Annotated in this window: 19 protein-coding genes; 6 read left to right on the top strand and 13 right to left on the bottom strand. The window is 63.5% G+C overall.

Going from position 1 to position 18,570, the window contains the following annotated elements:
• Window positions 1–88: 88 nt before the first annotated feature.
• From ACVOKO_RS04950 to grxD, 4 genes are all read right to left on the bottom strand, one after another.
• On the bottom strand, window positions 89–3,394 hold the full coding sequence (locus ACVOKO_RS04950; RefSeq protein WP_346497855.1) for a TonB-dependent receptor: 3,306 nt from the start codon (window positions 3,392–3,394) through the stop codon (window positions 89–91).
• A 219-nt stretch (window positions 3,395–3,613) separates the two neighbouring features.
• Window positions 3,614–4,207 (bottom strand): YhgN family NAAT transporter, encoded by a 594-nt coding sequence (locus tag ACVOKO_RS04945; protein WP_346497853.1) that lies wholly within the window; start codon window positions 4,205–4,207, stop codon window positions 3,614–3,616.
• Window positions 4,204–4,947 carry an SDR family NAD(P)-dependent oxidoreductase gene (locus ACVOKO_RS04940; protein WP_346497851.1) on the bottom strand — a complete coding sequence of 248 codons (744 nt, stop codon included), beginning with the start codon at window positions 4,945–4,947 and terminating at the stop codon, window positions 4,204–4,206. The genes ACVOKO_RS04945 and ACVOKO_RS04940 overlap by 4 nt, the downstream gene beginning before the upstream one ends.
• Window positions 4,944–5,264, bottom strand: coding sequence for a Grx4 family monothiol glutaredoxin (grxD, locus tag ACVOKO_RS04935; RefSeq protein ID WP_062166369.1), 321 nt, complete (start codon window positions 5,262–5,264; stop codon window positions 4,944–4,946). The genes ACVOKO_RS04940 and grxD overlap by 4 nt, the downstream gene beginning before the upstream one ends.
• A 117-nt stretch (window positions 5,265–5,381) precedes the next feature.
• On the opposite strand from grxD, the gene ACVOKO_RS04930 reads away from it, so the two are divergent.
• On the top strand, window positions 5,382–5,960 hold the full coding sequence (locus ACVOKO_RS04930) for a superoxide dismutase (protein ID WP_346497849.1): 579 nt from the start codon (window positions 5,382–5,384) through the stop codon (window positions 5,958–5,960).
• Between the two features lie 183 nt (window positions 5,961–6,143).
• On the opposite strand, the gene ACVOKO_RS04925 is transcribed toward ACVOKO_RS04930, so the two are convergent.
• The 3 genes from ACVOKO_RS04925 to purE are packed head-to-tail and all read right to left on the bottom strand — an operon-like array spanning window position 6,144 to window position 8,182.
• A complete protein-coding gene (locus ACVOKO_RS04925; RefSeq protein ID WP_346497847.1) occupies window positions 6,144–6,479 on the bottom strand; it encodes a carboxymuconolactone decarboxylase family protein in 336 nt (111 codons plus the stop codon).
• Between the two features lie 45 nt (window positions 6,480–6,524).
• Window positions 6,525–7,682 carry a 5-(carboxyamino)imidazole ribonucleotide synthase gene (locus ACVOKO_RS04920; protein WP_346497845.1) on the bottom strand — a complete coding sequence of 386 codons (1,158 nt, stop codon included), beginning with the start codon at window positions 7,680–7,682 and terminating at the stop codon, window positions 6,525–6,527.
• Complete coding sequence (purE, locus tag ACVOKO_RS04915) at window positions 7,679–8,182, bottom strand: 5-(carboxyamino)imidazole ribonucleotide mutase (protein WP_057629361.1); 504 nt, start codon at window positions 8,180–8,182, stop codon at window positions 7,679–7,681. Before purE ends, ACVOKO_RS04920 begins: the two co-directional genes overlap by 4 nt.
• A gap of 59 nt (window positions 8,183–8,241) precedes the next feature.
• Between purE and ACVOKO_RS04910 the strand changes: the two genes are divergently transcribed.
• From ACVOKO_RS04910 to ACVOKO_RS04895, 4 genes are all read left to right on the top strand, one after another.
• The gene (locus tag ACVOKO_RS04910) at window positions 8,242–8,511 is read left to right on the top strand and encodes a Trm112 family protein (protein ID WP_346497843.1); all 270 of its coding nucleotides are present in this window, start codon (window positions 8,242–8,244) and stop codon (window positions 8,509–8,511) included.
• A complete protein-coding gene (gene nadC, locus ACVOKO_RS04905) occupies window positions 8,511–9,368 on the top strand; it encodes a carboxylating nicotinate-nucleotide diphosphorylase (RefSeq protein WP_346497841.1) in 858 nt (285 codons plus the stop codon). The genes ACVOKO_RS04910 and nadC overlap by 1 nt, the downstream gene beginning before the upstream one ends.
• 88 nt (window positions 9,369–9,456) lie before the next feature.
• Window positions 9,457–10,404 carry a DUF2272 domain-containing protein gene (locus ACVOKO_RS04900; RefSeq protein WP_346497908.1) on the top strand — a complete coding sequence of 316 codons (948 nt, stop codon included), beginning with the start codon at window positions 9,457–9,459 and terminating at the stop codon, window positions 10,402–10,404.
• Between the two features lie 213 nt (window positions 10,405–10,617).
• A complete protein-coding gene (locus ACVOKO_RS04895) occupies window positions 10,618–10,968 on the top strand; it encodes a DUF3301 domain-containing protein (protein WP_062166374.1) in 351 nt (116 codons plus the stop codon).
• Between the two features lie 457 nt (window positions 10,969–11,425).
• On the opposite strand, the gene ACVOKO_RS04890 is transcribed toward ACVOKO_RS04895, so the two are convergent.
• The 6 genes from ACVOKO_RS04890 to ACVOKO_RS04865 form a co-directional block, all read right to left on the bottom strand.
• Window positions 11,426–11,860 carry a ClpXP protease specificity-enhancing factor gene (locus tag ACVOKO_RS04890; protein ID WP_346497839.1) on the bottom strand — a complete coding sequence of 145 codons (435 nt, stop codon included), beginning with the start codon at window positions 11,858–11,860 and terminating at the stop codon, window positions 11,426–11,428.
• Between the two features lie 81 nt (window positions 11,861–11,941).
• Window positions 11,942–12,577, bottom strand: a complete 636-nt coding sequence (locus tag ACVOKO_RS04885) for a glutathione S-transferase N-terminal domain-containing protein (RefSeq protein WP_057629367.1) — start codon at window positions 12,575–12,577, stop codon at window positions 11,942–11,944.
• Between the two features lie 142 nt (window positions 12,578–12,719).
• Window positions 12,720–13,463 (bottom strand): cytochrome c1, encoded by a 744-nt coding sequence (locus ACVOKO_RS04880; protein ID WP_346497837.1) that lies wholly within the window; start codon window positions 13,461–13,463, stop codon window positions 12,720–12,722.
• Window positions 13,456–14,718: a cytochrome b gene (locus ACVOKO_RS04875; protein WP_346497835.1), complete on the bottom strand. Its 1,263-nt coding sequence runs from the start codon at window positions 14,716–14,718 to the stop codon at window positions 13,456–13,458. Before ACVOKO_RS04875 ends, ACVOKO_RS04880 begins: the two co-directional genes overlap by 8 nt.
• A gap of 2 nt (window positions 14,719–14,720) precedes the next feature.
• The gene (gene petA, locus ACVOKO_RS04870) at window positions 14,721–15,341 is read right to left on the bottom strand and encodes a ubiquinol-cytochrome c reductase iron-sulfur subunit (RefSeq protein WP_057629370.1); all 621 of its coding nucleotides are present in this window, start codon (window positions 15,339–15,341) and stop codon (window positions 14,721–14,723) included.
• A gap of 176 nt (window positions 15,342–15,517) precedes the next feature.
• The gene (locus ACVOKO_RS04865) at window positions 15,518–16,471 is read right to left on the bottom strand and encodes a lytic transglycosylase domain-containing protein (protein ID WP_346497832.1); all 954 of its coding nucleotides are present in this window, start codon (window positions 16,469–16,471) and stop codon (window positions 15,518–15,520) included.
• Window positions 16,472–16,617: 146 nt separating this feature from the next.
• Here ACVOKO_RS04865 and miaB point away from each other — a divergent pair, with 146 nt between their 5' ends.
• Window positions 16,618–18,066 (top strand): tRNA (N6-isopentenyl adenosine(37)-C2)-methylthiotransferase MiaB, encoded by a 1,449-nt coding sequence (miaB, locus tag ACVOKO_RS04860; protein ID WP_430980716.1) that lies wholly within the window; start codon window positions 16,618–16,620, stop codon window positions 18,064–18,066.
• Window positions 18,067–18,570: the final 504 nt, after the last annotated feature.

The raw sequence follows: 18,570 nt of genomic DNA, 5'->3' as shown, positions 1-18,570 counted from the left end.
GGCGATCGACTTTAGCGCTCCCCCCATTAAAAAGAAAACGGCCGGGTTGCCCCGGCCGTTTTCGATTCACATCTGATCAGTCAAACGATCAGAACTTGTAGCGGAAGCCGATCTGCATCGACCAGCGCGATTCCCAATCGGTCAGGTTGACCTTGGTGACCTTGCTTTCGTCGAAGTTGTAGATGTACTTGCCGGTAGCCTGGTCGATACCCGCAAAGGAAGCGGCACCGCGATCGCTGAACGGCGAGGCGTAGCTGACCTGCCCCCAATCCTTATTCAGCAGATTGCCAACGTTCATGATGTCCAACCAGATCTCAGCCTTGTGACCCTTGAAGAAGGTCGGCAGTTCCTGGCTGATACGCACGTCGAAGGTGTTGACCCATGCGTTGCGCTGGCTGTTGCGCGGTGCGGACTGGCCGCCATAACCGGCAAGACCTTCCTGACCATTCAACCAGGCAAAGAACGCTTCTTCCATTGCCGCGCCGCCGGTGAACTTGACGTCACCACGGCCTGCCGGCACGTAGAACAGGTCATTGCTGTAACCGTCGCCGTTGGCATCGTTGAGGAAGCGCCAGCTGTACGGCAGGCCCGAACGGCCTTCATAGAACATCGAGAAGGTCGTGTAGTTGTCACCGAAGAACGCCTTGCGGAACTGCAGGCTGCCGGTGAAGCGGTTCTTGATCTCGTAGTTGGAGGTCGAAGCGACCACGTCGTTCGGGTTGATACCGGCGACGTTGTTCCAGTTGGAGATAGCGCGCGAGGAGGTCAGCGGGCTGACTTCGGTAGCGTCGGTGTAGGTGTAACCCAGCGACCAGCCCCAAACGTCCGTCAGCGGCTTGCTCAGGCTGGCGGTGAACTGGTAGCTGCGGCCCTTGTCGGTGTTCTTCAACAGAATCACACCATCGTTGTGCCAGCCGGTTACGTTTTCGTAGCCCGGGATGGTGTCAGCGATACCGGCGACGCCGGTGTTGCTGCCTGCACGAACAGTGCTGTTGCTGGGCGCATACGGGTTCACCCAATACATGTCACGGCCGTCCTGACCGCGCACAGCATTGACGTTGCCCAGATCCAGGCGCTCGAATGCGATGGCGTCCTTGACCTTGGTGTACAGCAACTCAACCGAGCCGACCACGCCATACCACGGCAGTTCGTGATCGAACGCCAGGTTCGCCTTCCATACCGACGGCTGTGCGATGTCCTTTTCCATGAGGTTGACCATCATGGTGTAGCCCGATGCCGGCGACGGCACGGTCGGGTTGTTCACATCCAGCGAGACCGGCAGGTTGGCCCAGATCGCTTCGCGCTGCGCCTGGGTCAGGTTGGCGGTGATGCGCTGGTTGTAGCCGATCAGACCAAAGCCGCTGTTCTGGTAGGAGTTACCCACCCACACGTTGGCTGCCGCACCCTGGAACAGACCCAGGCCACCACGCAGCTGCGTCGGGCGGTCGTAGTCGAAGGTGTAGTTGAAGCCGAAGCGCGGCTGTACCAGCGCCTTGTCCAGGGTCTGTCGGTTGTCGTAACCGTAGATTTCCTGCACCAGCAGGTTGTGCACCGGCACGTCATCCAGATCCGGAATATCGACGCGCAGGCCGAACATCAGGTTGAGGTTGTAATTGACAGCCCAGGTGTCCTGCACGAACAGGCCGGTATTGCGGTGCTTGTACTGCATCGCCACCGAATCCATGCCCTTGCCCGGCACCGGCGCATTCAGGTCATACACCCAGTAGTGGCCGTTGCGGAAATCATCCAGGTTGGCGAAGCCGTAGGTGCCCCAGATGTTCTGCGCGTACAGGTTGTAGATGTCGTTGGATTCCCAATCGAAACCGAACTTCAGGGTGTGATCACCGAGGTACCAGTTGGCTGCGCCGTAAGCATTGGTGGTCTTGGTGCTGATGTCGTTGCCATGACGGAATTCGTCGGCACCGGCATTGAGGTACGGCGGAGCAACTGCGGAGTTGCCCGGGCCACTACCGATGATGATCTGCGGCAGCTTGGAATAGACGTTGCTCAACGATTCATAGGTACGGCGGCCGACCTTGAACTCGGTGGAGAAGTTCTCGTTCCAGTCACTGAACAGCTGGATGACGTTGGTCTTCACTTCCTTGTTGATGTCGTACCAACGGCTGCTCAGGCCCAGCGCCGGACCGGCGGCGGAAATGCCATGACCACCGTAGGAGGTGGAGCGGCTGCTGCCGACCAGGTTCGGATCAACCTGTTCCAGCTTGGAGAAACGTGCCGAGACGCGGTGGTCGTCGTTGATGTTCCAGTCCAGCTTGACTGCGTACTCTTCCACTTCCTGCTTGGTTTCAGCAGGAGCGTCCAGGGTGCCGATATCGACGCCGTAGACGTCCTTGGCAATCTGCTGGGCCTCAGCAATGAACGCCGGATCGATGTCGACCACGTTGGTGGCGTTGGAACCACGCGGGCCGTAGGACTGGGCTGCGCGGCTACGCTCGTACTTCTCGTAGTTGGCGAAGAAGAACAGCTTGTCCTTGATGATCGGGCCGCCGAAGGTGGCGCCCCAGGTCTTCTCGTCTTCGAAGCCGTTGAACTTGGCATCGGTGACCGGGTGGTCACCCACCATGTCCTTGTCGCGGTAGGTGCCGTAGACCGAACCGTGGAATTCGTTGGTGCCCGACTTGGTTACTGCATCGACCACTGCACCGGTGGCGCCGGTGATGGTGGTGTCATAGTTGGACACGTCGATGTTGATGGCTTCAATGGCATCCATCGAAACCGGCTGACGCATGGTCGGGAAGCCATTGGACTCCAGACCGAAGGTGTCGCTGGTGTTGATGCCGTCGATGCGGATGGCATTGAAACGCGGGTTCTGACCACCGACGGTCAGCTCGCCACGCGACTTGTCGCTCTGACTGATGCGCGGATCAAGACGCACGTAATCCTGGATGTTGCGGTTGATCGACGGCAGCGCTTCAATCTGCTGCTGCGACACCGAGGTACCGGCACCCATCTTGTTCGCACTGAACACGTCCGAACCACCGCCGATAGCCATGACCTGCACGGCTTCCAGGTTGGTGGCTGCAAGGTCGCCGCCCAAGGTGCCATTGACCGTGTTGGTCTGGCTCAGGCTCAGGTACACGCCTTCTTCGGTCTTGGTGCCTTCACCGGACTTGATGATGGTGACGGTGTACGGGCCACCCACGCGCAGACCGCGTGCGTTGTAACGACCCGAAGCATCGGTGGTAGCACGGCTGACCGTGCCCGACTCGACGTGGGTGATGGTGACTTCAGCACCAACAACTGGCTGGCCGCCGTTGTTGGTTACCTGGCCACCGACACCGGCGGAGGTGTTCTGGGCGAAAGCCGGAGCAGCCGCAAGTGCGACGACAAGACCAAGTGCAAGCTTGGACATCTTGATACGCGGGTGATTCATGGGTGGGTAGCCTCGAAACGAGTTGGCGATTGAGAAAAAGCGCGATCCATCAGCCCCGGGGTCAACCGAGCGCCTGATCGTCTTGAATCTTGGGGGTCCCTTCCGAGGCGGTTTCAGCCGCAACGGTTAAGATAAGGTTAACACGGTAATGACTGTTTATGACTGCCATAAGACAGCCATGCTGCACTGCGGCAGGGCCACCCACGGCCAATCAATCACTTACCTGATTGAGGCCAGATACGTCGCCAAACCATCGAGCAGCATCTGCACCGAAATTGCGACCAGCAGCATTCCCATCAGGCGCTCCAGCGCGATCAGCGCGCGGGCCCCGAGCAGCTTGTAAAGCAGGGTTGCCGACATCAGGATTGCCGCCGTCCCGCCCCAGGCCAACAGCAAGGCCAGGCTCCAATCGCCAAGTCGCTCTGGCTCATTGCTGCCCATCAGCATCACCGCCGCCATGCCCGAAGGGCCGGCCACCAACGGTATGGCCATCGGCACGATGAAGGGCTCACCGTCCGGCACCGCGCCCATCAGGCCTTCAGGGCGCGGGAAAATCATGCGGATGCCGATCAGGAACAGCACGATGCCACCGGCGATGGCCACCGACTCCTGCCGCAGGTGCATCAGCTCCAGCGCGTACTTGCCGCCCCATAAGAAAGCCATCAACACCGCCAGCGCGATCAACAGCTCGCGCACCAGCACCACCCGCTGACGCTTGGGCGTCAAGGGCTTGAGCAGACTCAGGAACACCGGGATATTGCCCAGCGGGTCCAGGATCAGAAACAGCAGCAGGGCCGCTGAAAGGATCGTCACCCGCCCAGGTCCCGCACCTTTCCACGCCAGGCCACGCCATCGGCGGCGAGCAGCTGCACGGCTGCGTCGGCGTAATTGGCAGGATCCACCGGCGCCGCATCTTCCTCATGGGTGAAGGCACGCGCCCGCAAGCCGGTCCGCATCGGCCCGGGCTGCAGGCCGCAGACCCGCACCGGGCCATTGCGCAGCTCGTGGTGCAGGCTTTCGATCAGCCCGCGCAACCCGTATTGGGCCACGCCATAACCGCCCCAATAGGCTTGGCCGACCCGTTGGATATCATCCAGTGCAAACACCACCGCAGCGTCATCACGCTGCCGCAGCAGTGGCAAACAGGCCTGGGTCAGCCAGGCGCGGGCGGTCAGATTGACGTGGATGGCGCGGGCAAAGGCTGCCGGGTCACCGGAGGCAAACGGGGTCAAACCAGCGAAATCGGCTGCGCAATGCAGCACGCCGTCCAAGCGCCCCACCTCGGACTCCAGCCGCTCAGCCAGTGCTGCGTAGTCGTCTGGGCTGGCCCCTTCCAGGTCCAGCGGATACAGCAGCGGCTCCGGACCAAGCTGGGCGGCGCTGTCATAGACGCGATTGAGCTTGGCGACCTTGCGCCCCAGCATCACCACGGTAGCCCCGGCCTGCGCGCACGCCCGGGTTGCGGCAGCCCCCAGGCCGCCGGCGGCACCTGCCACCAGAATGACCCGACCGGCAAGATCGGCGCCCTCGCCCACACGAGGCTGGGCACTCACGCTTGCCCGGCCTCGGCAACGATACGTTTGAGCTCGCCGGACTCCAGCAGCTCCAGAAGAATGTCGCAGCCGCCGATCAGCTCGCCATGCATGAAAAACTGCGGAAAAGTGGCCAGATTCGAATAGCGCGGCAGGTTGGCCCGCACCTCAGGGAACTCCAGCAGATTGACGGTGCGCAGATTGATCGCACCAGCGGCCAACAGCGCCTGCACCGCGCGGCTGGAAAAGCCGCACATCGGGTATTGCGGCGTACCTTTCATGAACAAGACGAGGGGGTGTTGCTCCACCTCAGCCTGGATTTGTTCCATCACCGGCATTCGAATTCTCCCTACTGCGAAAGAACGGCCCGTCCTGGTCGGATAGACTTTCCCGTGGTTGACCATTGTAAGCCGAGCCGGCCGACTCCCGGCGCCCTGCCCCGAAAAGAATCTCCAATGCCCGTCCAACTGCCTGACCTACCCTACTCCCGCACCGCCCTCCAGCCGCACATCTCGGCCGAAACGCTGGACCTGCATCACGGCAGGCACCATCGCGGCTACGTGGACACGGTCAATGCGCGCATTGCCGGTACCGAGCTGGATGCGCTGCCGCTGGAGGAAATCGTCCGCAACAGCCAAGGCAGCCTGTTCCAGGCCGCCGCACAGGCCTGGAACCACGACTTTTTCTGGCAATGTCTGCATCCACGCGCCGGCGGCGATCCGCACGGCCTGCTGGCCGAGCGCATCAACGGCCAGTTCGGGGACGTGCAGAAGTTGCGCGAGGAGTTCAACCGCGCCGCGCTGGCGGTGTTCGGTTCGGGCTGGACCTGGCTGGTACAGCACCCGGACGGCAAGCTGGCCATCGTCAGCACGCGCAATGCAAACACCCCACTGACCGGCAGCAGCACCCCCTTGCTGGTCTGCGATGTCTGGGAACACGCCTATTACAGCGACTACCAGAACGAGCGCGCGCACTTTCTGCAGGCCTTCTGGAAGCTGGTGAACTGGGATTTCGTGGCGGCACAGCTGCGCTGAGCACGCTTGCTGCGCCCCCCGGTCTGCGGCGAATGGATGGTGCGCGCCGCAGCCCGCAATTGAACCCTGATCCGCGCACCGGCGGGATCAAAGGACCCGAAGCTTGCTGGCCGCCATGACGGATGTGCGCCAGCATAGGGCTGGCGCATATTCGAACCGACGTGAAGCGAACCCGCGCCGGGCTCAATCGTGCGCAGCCACCGCATCCAGCACACGCGCCGAATACACCATCGCTGCGCCGGCGTTGAGAGCCACCGCGACGCCCAGCGCCTCGGCGATCTCCTCGCGGCTGGCGCCCTGCTTCAATGCCGCGTCGACGTGGGTGGTGATGCAGCCATCGCAGCGCGTGGTCACCGCCACCGCCAGCGCGATCAGCTCGCGGGTCTTTGCGTCCAGATGGTTGGTCTGGGCACCGGCGCCGCTGAGTGTCAGGTAGCCCTTGAGCGTGTCCGGCGACAGTTTGCCGAGCTCGCTGATGCGGCCCTTCAACTCACGACGATAATCATTCCAATCGAGCATGGCAGGTTCTCCAGTGAGGACTGGAGAACCATACGCCGGCAATGCTTAGTTCTGCGTCACGCCGCCGCGCAGCGTGTCCACCACCGGCGCGACCTGTGCCTGCCGCCCCAACGCCTCACCTACGCGCTGCAGTGCCGCCGCCAACGCGAGCGCCGAGTCGTCGCGCAGATTGGCGTGGCCCACCTTGCGGCCTTCGCGCGCCTGCTTGCCGTAGTCGTGCCAATGACCGGCCGATTCGGCCAGCACCGGCTTGCTGTCGGGCATCTGACCCAGCCAGTTGAGCATGCAGGCATGGCCCAGCACGCGGGTATCACCCAAGGGCAGGCCCAGCACCGCACGCAGATGGTTTTCGAACTGCGAGGTTTCCGCACCATCGCTGGTCCAGTGGCCCGAGTTGTGCACGCGTGGCGCCATTTCGTTGGCCAACAGCGCCTCGCCGCGACAGAACAGCTCCAGCGCAAACACGCCAACGTAGTCCAGCCGCTCGGCAACCCGCTGCGCGTATGCAATGGCCGTGGCCTGCTGCTCGGCCGACAGCACGGCCGGTGCCAGGCTGGCGGACAGCACGCCGTCCACATGCCAGTTGGTGGTCAGCGGCCAGGCACGGAATTCACCATCGCGGCCACGAACGGCCACCACGCTGACTTCCCGATCAAACGCCACGAAACCTTCGAGTATCAGCCCGGTCTTCTCGACCTGCGCACCCAGCGCCTGCCATGCCGCGTCGATGTCGGCAGCAGTGCGGATGCGGAACTGGCCCTTGCCGTCGTAGCCCAGCCGCCGCGTCTTGAGGATGCAGGGCATGCCGAACTCGGCCACCTTGGCCGCCAGTTCGTCGTGGCTGCGGATATCGGCAAACGCCGGCAGGTCGATACCCAATTCCTGGAACAGGGTCTTTTCGCTCAAGCGATCCTGCGCCACCGCCAGCGCGGCCGGATTTGGAAACACCGGCTTGCGTTCGGCCAGCCAATGCGCGCTGGCCGCAGGCACGTTCTCGAAATCAAAGGTGACCACGTCGACCTTGGCGGCAAATGCGGCCAAGGCGTCGGTATCGTCGAAACTGCCTACCTGCAGCGGCGCCACCTGACCGGCACAGGCATCGGCGGCAGGATCGAACACCACGAAACGCAGGCCCAGCGGAGCCCCTGCCAGCACCATCATGCGGGCCAGCTGCCCGCCACCGAGAATGCCGACCGTGATCATTGGCGCGGATCGTCCGCAGCCATCACATCTTCGGTCTGGCGGGCGCGGAAGGCCTCCAGCGCGGCGCCGATCTGCGGTTGTTCGGCAGCCAGCATGGCGGCGGCGAACAGCGCCGCATTGGACGCGCCGGCATTGCCGATGGCAAAGGTCGCCACCGGAATCCCGGCCGGCATCTGCACGATCGACAGCAGCGAATCCATGCCATTGAGCGCCTTGGACTGCACCGGCACACCGAGCACCGGCACAGCGGTCTTGGCCGCCAGCATGCCCGGCAGATGCGCCGCGCCACCAGCACCGCCAATGATGGCGCGCAGGCCGCGCGGGCCCGCCTGTTCGGCATAGCTGAACAGCACATCCGGCGTGCGATGCGCCGACACTACCTTCACTTCGTAGGGAACACCCAAAGCATCAAGCTTTTGAGCGGCGTGCTGCATGGTTTCCCAGTCTGAGCGGGAACCCATCACGATGCCGACTAGCGGCGCGGGGTGGTTTGGGGTCATTGGCCGTCACCTGCTGCAAAGACGTATTCTAGCCGTCTTCCCCGCAAGACCACGACCCGATGGATCGCAAACTACTCGACCTGCTTGTCTCCCCCGACACCCGCCAGCCGTTGTTCCTGCTGGAAAGCGCCGGCCTGGAAGCCCTCAACCGCGCCATTGGCGCCGGCACCGTCACCCGCGCCGATGGCAGCACCCAGGCCCAGCCGCTGCGCGAAGCGCTGATCACCGGCGACCGCAAACAGGTATTCCGCGTCGATGACGGCATTCCGGTGCTACTCGCCGATGAAGCCATCGCTACCGCTCAGATCACCGACTTTCCGGCCAAATAATGCTGCCGCACCCGCCCCTGGCCCCGCCGCAGGAACAGATTGACGCCGATGTCGCCCGTGCCTTGGCCGAAGATATCGGCAGCGGCGACGTCACTGCCGCGCTGTTGCCCGATACCGCCGACATCGCCTACCTGCTGTGCAAGCAGGACTCGGTGATCGCTGGCCGCCCCTGGTTTGATGCCACCCACCGTGCGCTCGACCCGCAGGTGCAGATCGCCTGGCGGGTGCTGGAAGGCGATCACGTCAGCGCCGGCACCGTATTGGCGACCCTGCAGGGGCGCAGCCGCAGCCTGGTCAGCGCCGAACGCACCTCGCTCAACTTCCTGCAGACCCTGTCCGGCACCGCCACCACCACCGCGCGCCATGTCGCGGCCGTGGCAGGCACCAAGGCACGCATCCTGGACACCCGCAAAACCCTGCCCGGCCTGCGCCTGGCGCAGAAATACGCGGTGCGCTGCGGCGGCGGCGACAACCACCGTATCGGCCTGTTCGATACGGTGATGCTGAAGGAAAACCACATCCGCGCCGCCGGCTCGTTGACTGCCGCCGTGCACGCCGCACGTGCGCAGCAGCCGAATCTGCCATTGGTGGTCGAGGTGGAGGACCTGCAGCAGCTGCAGGAAGCCCTGGCCGCGGGCTGCGAGCGCATCCTGATCGACGACTTCAGCCCGGCCATGCGCCGCGACGCCGTGCACATCACCGCCGGGCGGATTCCACTGGAGGTCTCCGGCAGCGTCGACCTGACCAGCCTGCGCGCCATTGCCGAAGACGGCGTGGACTGCATTTCCATCGGCGGGCTGACCAAGCACGTGCAGGCCGTCGACCTGTCGCTGAAGCTGGGCCCGCCACCGGGCTGACTCACGGCGCGCATGCAGGCCCGGCTGCGACACTTTCCCAACCTCTTTCGCGGAGCCTGCTGTGGCCTACCGATACCTGCTGTGCGGCATGACCTTGTTGCTCCCCGCCCTGCCTGCGATGGCAGCGGAAGCCTGCGATATCCCACCCAGGTATGGCGTCAGCGAAGTGGCGAAGGCCGTTGTCACGGCCGCATGCGGCGAGCACCGGCTGTGGTATCGCCCCTTCATCGACCGTGATGGCCGCATTGCCAGCCTTGGCGTTACCGAAGCCGAGAACGAGCACCTGGCCGACAACGGCCTGATCGCCTGGCAGCGGGTCGCCGCCTATTGGCGCGAAAGCGCCACGCTGGGCCCGATGGGCGCCATCGCCGGCGCCAGCAGCTGCGCGCAACCGGCCGGCAATCGTTACACCGACAGTGATTGCCGCGCGTTTCTGATCGACAACCCGTGGTCCGCGGCCTTCATCTCCTGGGTAATGACCCGCGCCGCCGTGCCCGGCTTTGCCCGCTCGCCGCGCCATATCGACTACATCCGCGCCGCCTACCAAGGTGGCAGCAATGGCATGCCGTACCGGCTGGCCGACCCGGGCAGCGAAAAACCCGCCCCCGGCGACATGCTGTGCTTCCTGCGCGACCGCAGCAGCACCTTGAACTACAGCGGGCTGATCCAGGCATTGGGCAGCGGCCGTGCCGGCAACTGGAAATCGCATTGCGAAATCGTGGTCAGCGCCAATATGGGCGGTGACCGCACGCTCTATCTGATCGGCGGCAACGTTGCCAATTCGGTGGTGATGCGCAAGCTCATGCTCGACCGCACCGGGCTGATCGAGCTGACCAAGGCCAATGCCGGCTCGGCAAGCGCCTCCCCCATCGAACAGAATTGCTCCCCGGGCCATGAAGAAGAGTGCAACCTCAACCGACAGGACTGGGCCGCACTGCTGAAGCTGACCGCTACCAACCCGGCACCGGCCTTCAACTCGACCGCGCCATTGCCACCGCCTCCGGACGAGCCCATCCCCACGCCGGTCACCCACTGAGCTTGGCTGACGCGAAGGCGTGAATCACGGAGACGGGGGCTGCGCAGGGAAGAGCGGATCGCCTGACCGGCCTTCAACGCGACCGCGCCATTGACGCCGCCTCCGGATGAGCCCATTCCCGCTCCGGTCACCCACTGAGGTTGGCTGACGCGAAGGCGCGAATCACGGAGACGGGGGCTGCGCAGGGGCGAGCGGATCGCCTAAAGTGAGGGCATGCCTACCCTTCTTATCCTGATGATTGTCGGCGCGATTGGTTTCGCGTTCTGGGACCGCTCCCGCGCCGCTGCCGACCGCGCCACCGAACTGGGCCGCAATGCCTGCCGCGCCGCCGATGTGCAATGGCTGGACCAGAGCGTGCACAGCACCGGCCTGCGCCTGTGCCGCCTGCCCAATGGCTGGCTGGGCTTCGAGCGCAGCTTTCGTTTCGACTATTCCTACGACGGCCAGGACCGGCATACCGGGCGCATGGTGCTGCGCGGCCGCGAACTGATCTCGTTCAGCGGCCCCGCCGCCGCCCAGATCGGCCGCCTGCGCAAAAGCACCGAAGAAGCCGAAGACATCTAAGCCCTGTAGTGCCGAGCCATGCTCGGCAGAGGCCTTACCAACACACCCACCGTAGTGCCGAGCCATGCTCGGCAGAAGCCTTACCGGCACACCGGAAGACTGCACGCGTCCTGTAGGAGCGGCGTCAGCCACGAAGCCGATATCCTCAAAACTACCGAATGCATGCAATCTGGCGAGGCACCGGCTTCGCGGCTTACGCCGCTCCTACAAAGCCAACTCTCCGCTCAGCGCGGACCGCTTCGGTAGTGCCGAGCCATGCTCGGCAGAAGCCTTACCAGCAAACCTGAAGACTGCATGCGCCCTGTAGGAGCGGCGTCAGCCGCGAAGCCGACATCCTCGAAACTACCGAATGCATGCAATCTGGCGGGTCACCAGCTTCGCGGCTTACGCCGCTCCCACAAAAGCAATTGGCACAGCCAGCACAAAACAAAACCGCCGCCTTGCGGCGGCGGTGGAATTATTTGACTACCCGCAGGAACGGGCGCTTGGCAGCGGGCTGTGGCCGCTCGGGCGGATCGGTGGGCGGCGTATCGTCGTCATCCGGCGTGGTGTCGGTACCGGCGATATCGTCGGGCAGCGCCATGCCCTGCCCGGTCTCGCGCGCATAAACCGCCAGCACCGCGGAAATCGGTACATATACCGGGAAACTGGTTCCGGAAAAACGCGCAGTGAAACTCACCGCATCATTGTCGATATGCAGGCCAACCACGGCGCGCTCGGCAATATTGAGCACGACGCGATCTTCCTTGACCGCACTGCTCGGCACCTGCACGCCCGGCACGCCGGCATCAACCATCACGTGCGGCGTCATGCCGTTATCGTTTATCCACTCCACCAACGCGCGTAGCAAGTACGGCCGGTGGCTGCTCATCCGGAAAGTTTCTTCAGTCATGCCATAAGTGTACGCGGCATTGAAGCGCGATCGCCGCCCGAAGGCGGCGATCGATAAGTTCAGATACAGCCAGGTATTGGCTCAACCTGGCAGGTCACGCAGCTTCTTTTCCTGATCGGTCAGGCTGCGGATGAAACCCGGGTGGCGGAAAATGCGGTTGCCATAATCCTCGATCGCCTTGCCGTCCTTGGGCAGCGCAACCCCCAATGACTCCAGACGCCAGATGATCGGCGCCATCGCGCAATCAGCCAGGCTCATTTCCGGATTGAGGAAGAATTTCGACGCCTTGAACAGCGGCACGGATTGCGCCACCAGCTCCTTCAAGCGCTTGCGCCCGGCCTCGGACTGGGTCTTGTTGCCCATCTGAATAGCCTGCACCTGCGGCACCCAATCATGCTCGATACGCAGCATCGCCAAGCGCAGCCGCGCCCGTGACAGCGGGTCGACCGGCATCAACGGCGGGTGCGGGTAGCGTTCGTCCAGGTACTCGCTGACCACCGAGGCCGCGTACAGCACCAGTTCGCGCTCAACCAGGGTCGGCACGGAGTGGTACGGGTTCAGGTCGATCAGGTCTTCCGGTGGATTCTGCGCATCGACCGGCACCAGATCGTAAGTCACGCCCTTGGCCGCCAGCACCAACCGCACACGATGGCACAGGGCATCATCGTTGGCAGAGAACAAAGTCAGGGTATTACGCATACGCACACTCGCCGCCATCAAAGGCTCTCCATCGGTCGGATTCCGCCAACCTTAAGGCCCCGCCAGCCCATTGCCGACGGTGACCACGGTTACCCGAGTGTGCCAAGCCCTGGACACAATTGCCAAGGCCCCCCATGCACACCCAAGGCTTACACCAGGCTCAATGTACGTCTTTCCAGTATTCGGTCTTCACCAGATAGGCCAAGAAGGTCAGCAGGGCCAGGAACAACACCACCCAGACCCCCAGGCTCTGCCGCTTCAGGGCAGCAGGTTCGCCGGCATATTCCAGAAAATTGGTGATATCACGCACAGTCTGGTCATAGCTGCGCGCATCGACCTTGCCCGGCTGGGCCAGCTTGAGGCCGACTACCGGCGGCTCCAGCCCTTCCTGCTCGGGCTTGCCATGGATTGCATGCTGCATGCCCTGCAGCTCCCACAGCGGGTTGGGCATGGATGCATTCGGGAACACGCTGTTGTTCCAGCCCAGCGGCCGCGACTCATCCACGTAGAACGACTTGAGATAGCTGTAGACCCAGTCGCTGCCACGTACCCGCGAGATCAGGCTCAGGTCCGGCGGCATCTTGCCGAACCATTTGGTCGCCTCATCGTGCGGCATCGCCACCTGGATCTGCTCGCCATAGGCGGCCCCGGTGAAGTTGAGGTTGTCCATCACCTGCTGCTCGGTGAGCCCCAGGTCGTCCCCCATGCGCGAGTAGCGCAGGTACTTGAGCGAGTGGCAGCCTGAGCAGTAGCTCATATAGGCCTGCGCACCGCGCTGCAATGAAGCCCGATCGCCCAGGTCATTGCCGGCCTGCATCAACTTGCCGCCACCGGAGGCAAACGCCGGCACACAGAACAGCATCGCGGCAGCCATCGCCAACCGCACAATCCACTTGTCAGTCATGCGTCGTCACCCGGTCCGGTACCTGCTTGGTGCTGTCGATCTTCGTCCAAAGCGGCATGGTGATGAAGAAGGCGAAGTACAGGAAGGTCAGCACGCGACCCACCCAGGTCTCCCAGATCGCCGTGCCCGGACCGGAACCAATCACGCCCAGCCACACGAAGCACACCACCAGGATACCGAGCATCAGCTTGGAGATCGGGCCGCGGTAACGGACCGACTTGACCGTGGCCTTGTCCAGCCATGGCACCAGGAACAGGATGGCGATGGCCGAGAACATCACCATCACGCCACCGAGCTTGTTCGGGATCACCCGCAACATCGCGTAATACGGGGTGTAGTACCAGACCGGTTTGATGTGCTCAGGCGTCACCAGCCGATTGGCCTCGGTGAAATTGTCATGTTCAAGGAACAGGCCGCCAAATACCGGCGCAAAGAAGATGATGAAAGCTGCCAACGTAAGCAGGAAGCAGACCCCGAACAGATCCTTGACCGTGTAATACGGGTGGAACGGGATGCCATCGGTCGGCGCAGTCGGCGACCAGCGGTTGCCCTTCGGCCCCTTCTTGATTTCCACGCCGTCCGGATTGTTGGAGCCCACCTCGTGCAGCGCACCCAGGTGCAGCACCACCAGCAACAGCAGCACCAGCGGCATGGCAATCACATGCAGCGCGAAGAAGCGGTTGAGCGTGGCATCGCCGGGCAGGTAATCGCCCATGATCCACTCGGTCAACCCGTTGCCGATCACCGGAATGGCGCCGAACAGCGAGATGATCACCTTGGCGCCCCAGAACGACATCTGGCCCCAGGGCAGCACATAGCCCATGAAGGCTTCCGCCATCAGTACCAGGTAGATCAGCATGCCCAGGATCCACACCAGCTCGCGCGGCTTCTTGTAGCTGCCGTACATCAAGCCACGGAACATGTGCAGGTAGACCACGATGAAGAACAGCGAGGCACCGGTGCTGTGCATGTAGCGGATCAGCCAGCCCCACTCCACGTCGCGCATGATGTACTCGACCGAGGCGAACGCCTCGGCCGCGCTGGGCTTGAAGTGCATCGTCAGGAAAATGCCGGTGACGATCTGGTTGACCAGGATCACCATCGCCAGCGAGCCGAAGTAGTACCAGAAGTTGAAGTTCTTCGGCGCGTAATACTCGCTGACATGCTTGCGGTACACCGGCACCAGGCCCGGCGCGCGCTCATTGACCCAGTTGCTCACGCCGCTGACGGTGCGGCTAAGAATATTGTCGGCCATGATCAGGCTGCTCCCTGCGGATCAACGCCAATGACAAGGGTGTTGTCATCCACATAGTGGTGCGGTGGCACCAGCAGATTGATCGGCGCCGGCACATCCTGGAACACGCGCCCGGACATGTCGAAACGCGACTTGTGGCAGGGGCAGAAATAGCCACCCTTCCACTGCGCGTCGTAGGGCTCAGGGCGGATTTCGGCAACCATTTCCGGCGAACAGCCCAGGTGGGTACACAGCCCGACCAGCACCGAGATGTCCGGCTTGATCGAGCGGAACTCGGGATTGCCCTTGAGCACGTAATCCGGCTGCTGGTCCTTGTTGCCGGACTCCGGATCCTTGAGCCGTGCATCCAGGGTAGGCAATGCCTGCAGGATGGCCTTGGACCGTTTGACGATCCAGATAGGCTGGCCGCGCCACTCCAGGATCAGCCGTTGGCCTTCCTGCAGGGCACTGATGTCGGCAGTCACCGGGGCACCGGCCAATTTGGCACGGGCGCTGGGATTCCACGACTTGATGAAAGGAACTGCGGCGAAACCAACACCAACTGCCCCGACCACAGCGGTGGTCGCTGTCAAAAACCGCCGACGTCCGGTGTTGACTGGATCATTTACCCCATCGTTTGCCATCCGGCACTCCGATATTGATTAGGTAGCGAGAGGCTGCCAGCGGTCTGGTGGGGGCCATTCCGCTCTGAATCGAATCGTTCCGGAGTGTAGCGGAACGCTTAACGCTCATACAACGCGATCAAACACCAGTCCGCGAAATTTGTCACGGCCTGTTGCAACAGAAACGGAGGTGGACCTTATTGGCGCGTGGCCTGTTCGCCACGGTAGCGGTCGGCCAACTGCGCAACGCGCTGCACGTAGTACTGGGTCTCCTTGTAGGGAGGTACGCCGCCATGACGGTCCACCGCACCCTCGCCCGCGTTGTAGCCAGCGGCCGCCAGGGTCAGGTTGCCGTTGAAGCGGCGCAGCAGCCACGACAGGTATTGCACACCACCGCGGATGTTCTGGCCCGCATCAAAGGAATCGGACACCCCGAAACGACGCGCCGTGGGCGGCATCAACTGCATCAGACCTTGGGCACCGGCGCGGCTGAGCGCGGTGGGATTGAACGCCGACTCGGCATGGATGATGGCCCGCACCACTGCCTCTTCGACACCGAACTCGCGCGCGGCCGCGGCAATCTCGGTGCTGTAGGCCTGCGTGTTGAGCCGCACCGAACCGAAGTTGACCCGCGACTGCACACCACAGGCGAAGCAGCGCTCGATATAGCTGTACTGGATGGTGCGCACCGCACCGATATTGGCCACCTGGGCCGGCCGGCTGCTGGTGTAGTGGCGCACCCCGTCCTTCATATAGGAGTAGACCTGCCCACTGACCACGCGCTGCGCGCGCCCGGTGGGCGCCGGCGTGGGTGCGGGCGCGGCTGTCAGCACGGTTGGCGCAGTGCGCGCCGCCACCGCCGTGCTGGCGCCGGCTTCGCCCGGCTGGCCGGCAGGCATTGCTGGCGTTGCGACCGGCGCCGCCGGCGCAGCAGCCACCGGGGCCGCCACCGGCGCGGGCGGCACATAGCGCGGCGCCTCACGCGAGGGCCGGTAGTTGCTGACCACGCTGCAGCTGGCGCCACTGACGCGCTTGCTGACGTAATTGGGCACCCCGTCGCTGCCAATACACTTGTACAGCGTGCCGGCACTGGCCGGCAACGCGACCAATGCAGCAGCAAGAACGACGGTGATCCCCAAAATCCCCTTCATGGGCGGGGAGTCTCCCAGCTTCGCCGGGGCTTGCCAAGTATTTGACGCAGCAGCCTTCGTACTGGGGCCGGCAGGCCGATACAATAGCCGGCTACGAATGCAGCCCCAGTGGCTGCGTGCCCGCCCACCCGTCTGGAATAAGCGCCATGCCCGGGACGCCAGCTGCCCCTTTGCCGATCACGGCCGGTTTTGCCGTGACTACTGAAATGACCACTCCTGAATTGATTCCCCTGCCCGGCGTCAAGCCGACGGTTGCCGGCGGCGCGCGCGGCAAGCTCTACATAAAGACCCACGGCTGCCAGATGAACGAGTACGACTCGACCAAGATGGCCGACGTGCTCGCCGCTGCCGAGGGGCTGGAGCTGACCGACAACCCCGAAGAAGCCGACGTGGTGCTGGTCAACACCTGCTCCATCCGTGAGAAGGCGCAGGAGAAAGTGTTCAGCCAGCTCGGCCGCTGGAAGGCGCTCAAGGCCAATGGCCGCGACGTCATCATCGGCGTCGGCGGCTGCGTGGCCTCGCAGGAAGGCGAAGCCATCGTCAAGCGCGCGCCCTACGTGGACCTGGTGTTCGGCCCGCAGACCCTGCACCGCCTGCCGGAGCTGATCCGCGCCCGCCGCGAGCAGAACAAGCCGCAGGTGGACATCAGTTTCCCGGAGATCGAGAAGTTCGACCGCATGCCCGAGCCGCGCGCCGAGGGCCCGTCGGCCTTCGTCTCGATCATGGAGGGCTGCTCCAAGTACTGCTCGTTCTGCGTGGTGCCTTATACCCGCGGTACCGAGGTCAGCCGCCCGTTCGAGGACGTGCTGGTCGAATGCGCGCAGCTTGCCGCCCAAGGCGTACGTGAAATCAACCTGCTGGGCCAGAACGTCAATGCATACCGCGGCCCCTACGGCGATGGTGAGATTGCCGATCTCGGCCTGCTGATCCGCACCCTTGCCGAAATCGACGGCATTGGCCGCATCCGTTTCACCACCTCGCACCCGCTGGAATTCAGCGATTCGCTGGTGGACGCCTACCGCGACGTGCCGAAACTGGCCAACTACCTGCACCTGCCGGTACAGGCCGGCAGCGACCGCGTGCTCAGTGCGATGAAGCGCGGCTACACCGCGCTGGAGTTCAAGTCCAAGATCCGCAAGCTGCGTGCGGTGCGCCCGGACATCTCGATCAGCTCGGACTTCATCGTCGGCTTCCCCGGCGAGACCGACGCCGACTTCGACAAGACCATGAAGCTGATCGAGGACGTGGGCTTCGACCAGAGCTTCTCCTTCATCTACTCGCGCCGCCCCGGCACCCCCGCCGCCGACCTGGAAGACACCACCAGCGAAGCGGAGAAGCACGCCCGCCTGTCGCGGCTGCAGGCGCATATCAATGAGCACGCCGCCGGCATCTCCAAGGCCATGGTCGGCAGCGTGCAGAGCGTGCTGGTTGAAGGCCCCTCGCGCAAGGATCCGAACGAGCTGACCGGCAAGACCGAGAACATGCGCTCGGTGAACTTCGCGGCCAGCCCACGCCTGATCGGCCAGTTCGTCGATGTGCTGATCACCGAGGCATTCAGCAACTCGCTGCGCGGCCGGGTGGTTACGCCGGACTGAGTTGGGGGCGCGCTTCTTACGGAAGCTGGGCGGCGAGGGTTTGGGGCTTGGTTCACCAGTCCGAAGCAGGAGCGCCTTCACCCCTGCCCCGCTCCGCGCCTCGTGCCTTGCGCTGGCGCAAGGTCGTTCGATGCGAAGCGAAGCAGGCGTTCGCAAGCTGCCCCTCTTCCGCATGCGGGAGAGGGGGAAGCCTTCGCTGCCCGTTTTGGCTTTGGAAAGCCATCGCCGCCCGCTCTTGCCTGAGCCTCCCGGCTCGCTTCGCTGTCGCCCGGCGGCCGCGGTCATTTATTCGCCACACCGACTCAGAGCCCGCCGTTGCTGGGCTGCGGACGGTTATCCACATGTTCATCCCGGATCGATCCACACAAATTGTGGACAACTCGTTAGCCGCAAACCGTCAAATGTGGCGGTTTTTTAACCAACCCGCCAAGAGGCTTATGCCGCAAGGGCTGGGCAGGGATATCCACAGCTTGGCCCACGCCACATCCACATCGGCTGTGGAGA

This window comes from Stenotrophomonas sp. STEN240 (assembly GCF_056756175.1).
Note: the sequence above shows the minus strand (reverse complement) of the source record. Positions and strands in the feature narration are given on the sequence as shown.

Bases quoted from the DNA above. Each gene is read 5' to 3' on its own strand.
- ACVOKO_RS04950 (WP_346497855.1), bottom strand. From the start codon at position 3,394: ATGAATCACCCGCGTATCAAGATGTCCAAGCTTGCACTTGGTCTTGTC.
- grxD (WP_062166369.1), bottom strand. From the start codon at position 5,264: ATGCCGGTGATGGAACAAATCCAGGCTGAGGTGGAGCAACACCCCCTC.
- ACVOKO_RS04930 (WP_346497849.1), top strand. From the start codon at position 5,382: ATGCCCGTCCAACTGCCTGACCTACCCTACTCCCGCACCGCCCTCCAG.
- ACVOKO_RS04925 (WP_346497847.1), bottom strand. From the start codon at position 6,479: ATGCTCGATTGGAATGATTATCGTCGTGAGTTGAAGGGCCGCATCAGC.
- ACVOKO_RS04920 (WP_346497845.1), bottom strand. From the start codon at position 7,682: ATGATCACGGTCGGCATTCTCGGTGGCGGGCAGCTGGCCCGCATGATG.
- purE (WP_057629361.1), bottom strand. From the start codon at position 8,182: ATGACCCCAAACCACCCCGCGCCGCTAGTCGGCATCGTGATGGGTTCC.
- ACVOKO_RS04910 (WP_346497843.1), top strand. From the start codon at position 8,242: ATGGATCGCAAACTACTCGACCTGCTTGTCTCCCCCGACACCCGCCAG.
- nadC (WP_346497841.1), top strand. From the start codon at position 8,511: ATGCTGCCGCACCCGCCCCTGGCCCCGCCGCAGGAACAGATTGACGCC.
- ACVOKO_RS04900 (WP_346497908.1), top strand. From the start codon at position 9,457: ATGACCTTGTTGCTCCCCGCCCTGCCTGCGATGGCAGCGGAAGCCTGC.
- ACVOKO_RS04895 (WP_062166374.1), top strand. From the start codon at position 10,618: ATGCCTACCCTTCTTATCCTGATGATTGTCGGCGCGATTGGTTTCGCG.
- ACVOKO_RS04890 (WP_346497839.1), bottom strand. From the start codon at position 11,860: ATGACTGAAGAAACTTTCCGGATGAGCAGCCACCGGCCGTACTTGCTA.
- ACVOKO_RS04885 (WP_057629367.1), bottom strand. From the start codon at position 12,577: ATGGCGGCGAGTGTGCGTATGCGTAATACCCTGACTTTGTTCTCTGCC.
- ACVOKO_RS04880 (WP_346497837.1), bottom strand. From the start codon at position 13,463: ATGACTGACAAGTGGATTGTGCGGTTGGCGATGGCTGCCGCGATGCTG.
- ACVOKO_RS04875 (WP_346497835.1), bottom strand. From the start codon at position 14,718: ATGGCCGACAATATTCTTAGCCGCACCGTCAGCGGCGTGAGCAACTGG.
- petA (WP_057629370.1), bottom strand. From the start codon at position 15,341: ATGGCAAACGATGGGGTAAATGATCCAGTCAACACCGGACGTCGGCGG.
- ACVOKO_RS04865 (WP_346497832.1), bottom strand. From the start codon at position 16,471: ATGAAGGGGATTTTGGGGATCACCGTCGTTCTTGCTGCTGCATTGGTC.
- miaB (WP_430980716.1), top strand. From the start codon at position 16,618: ATGCCCGGGACGCCAGCTGCCCCTTTGCCGATCACGGCCGGTTTTGCC.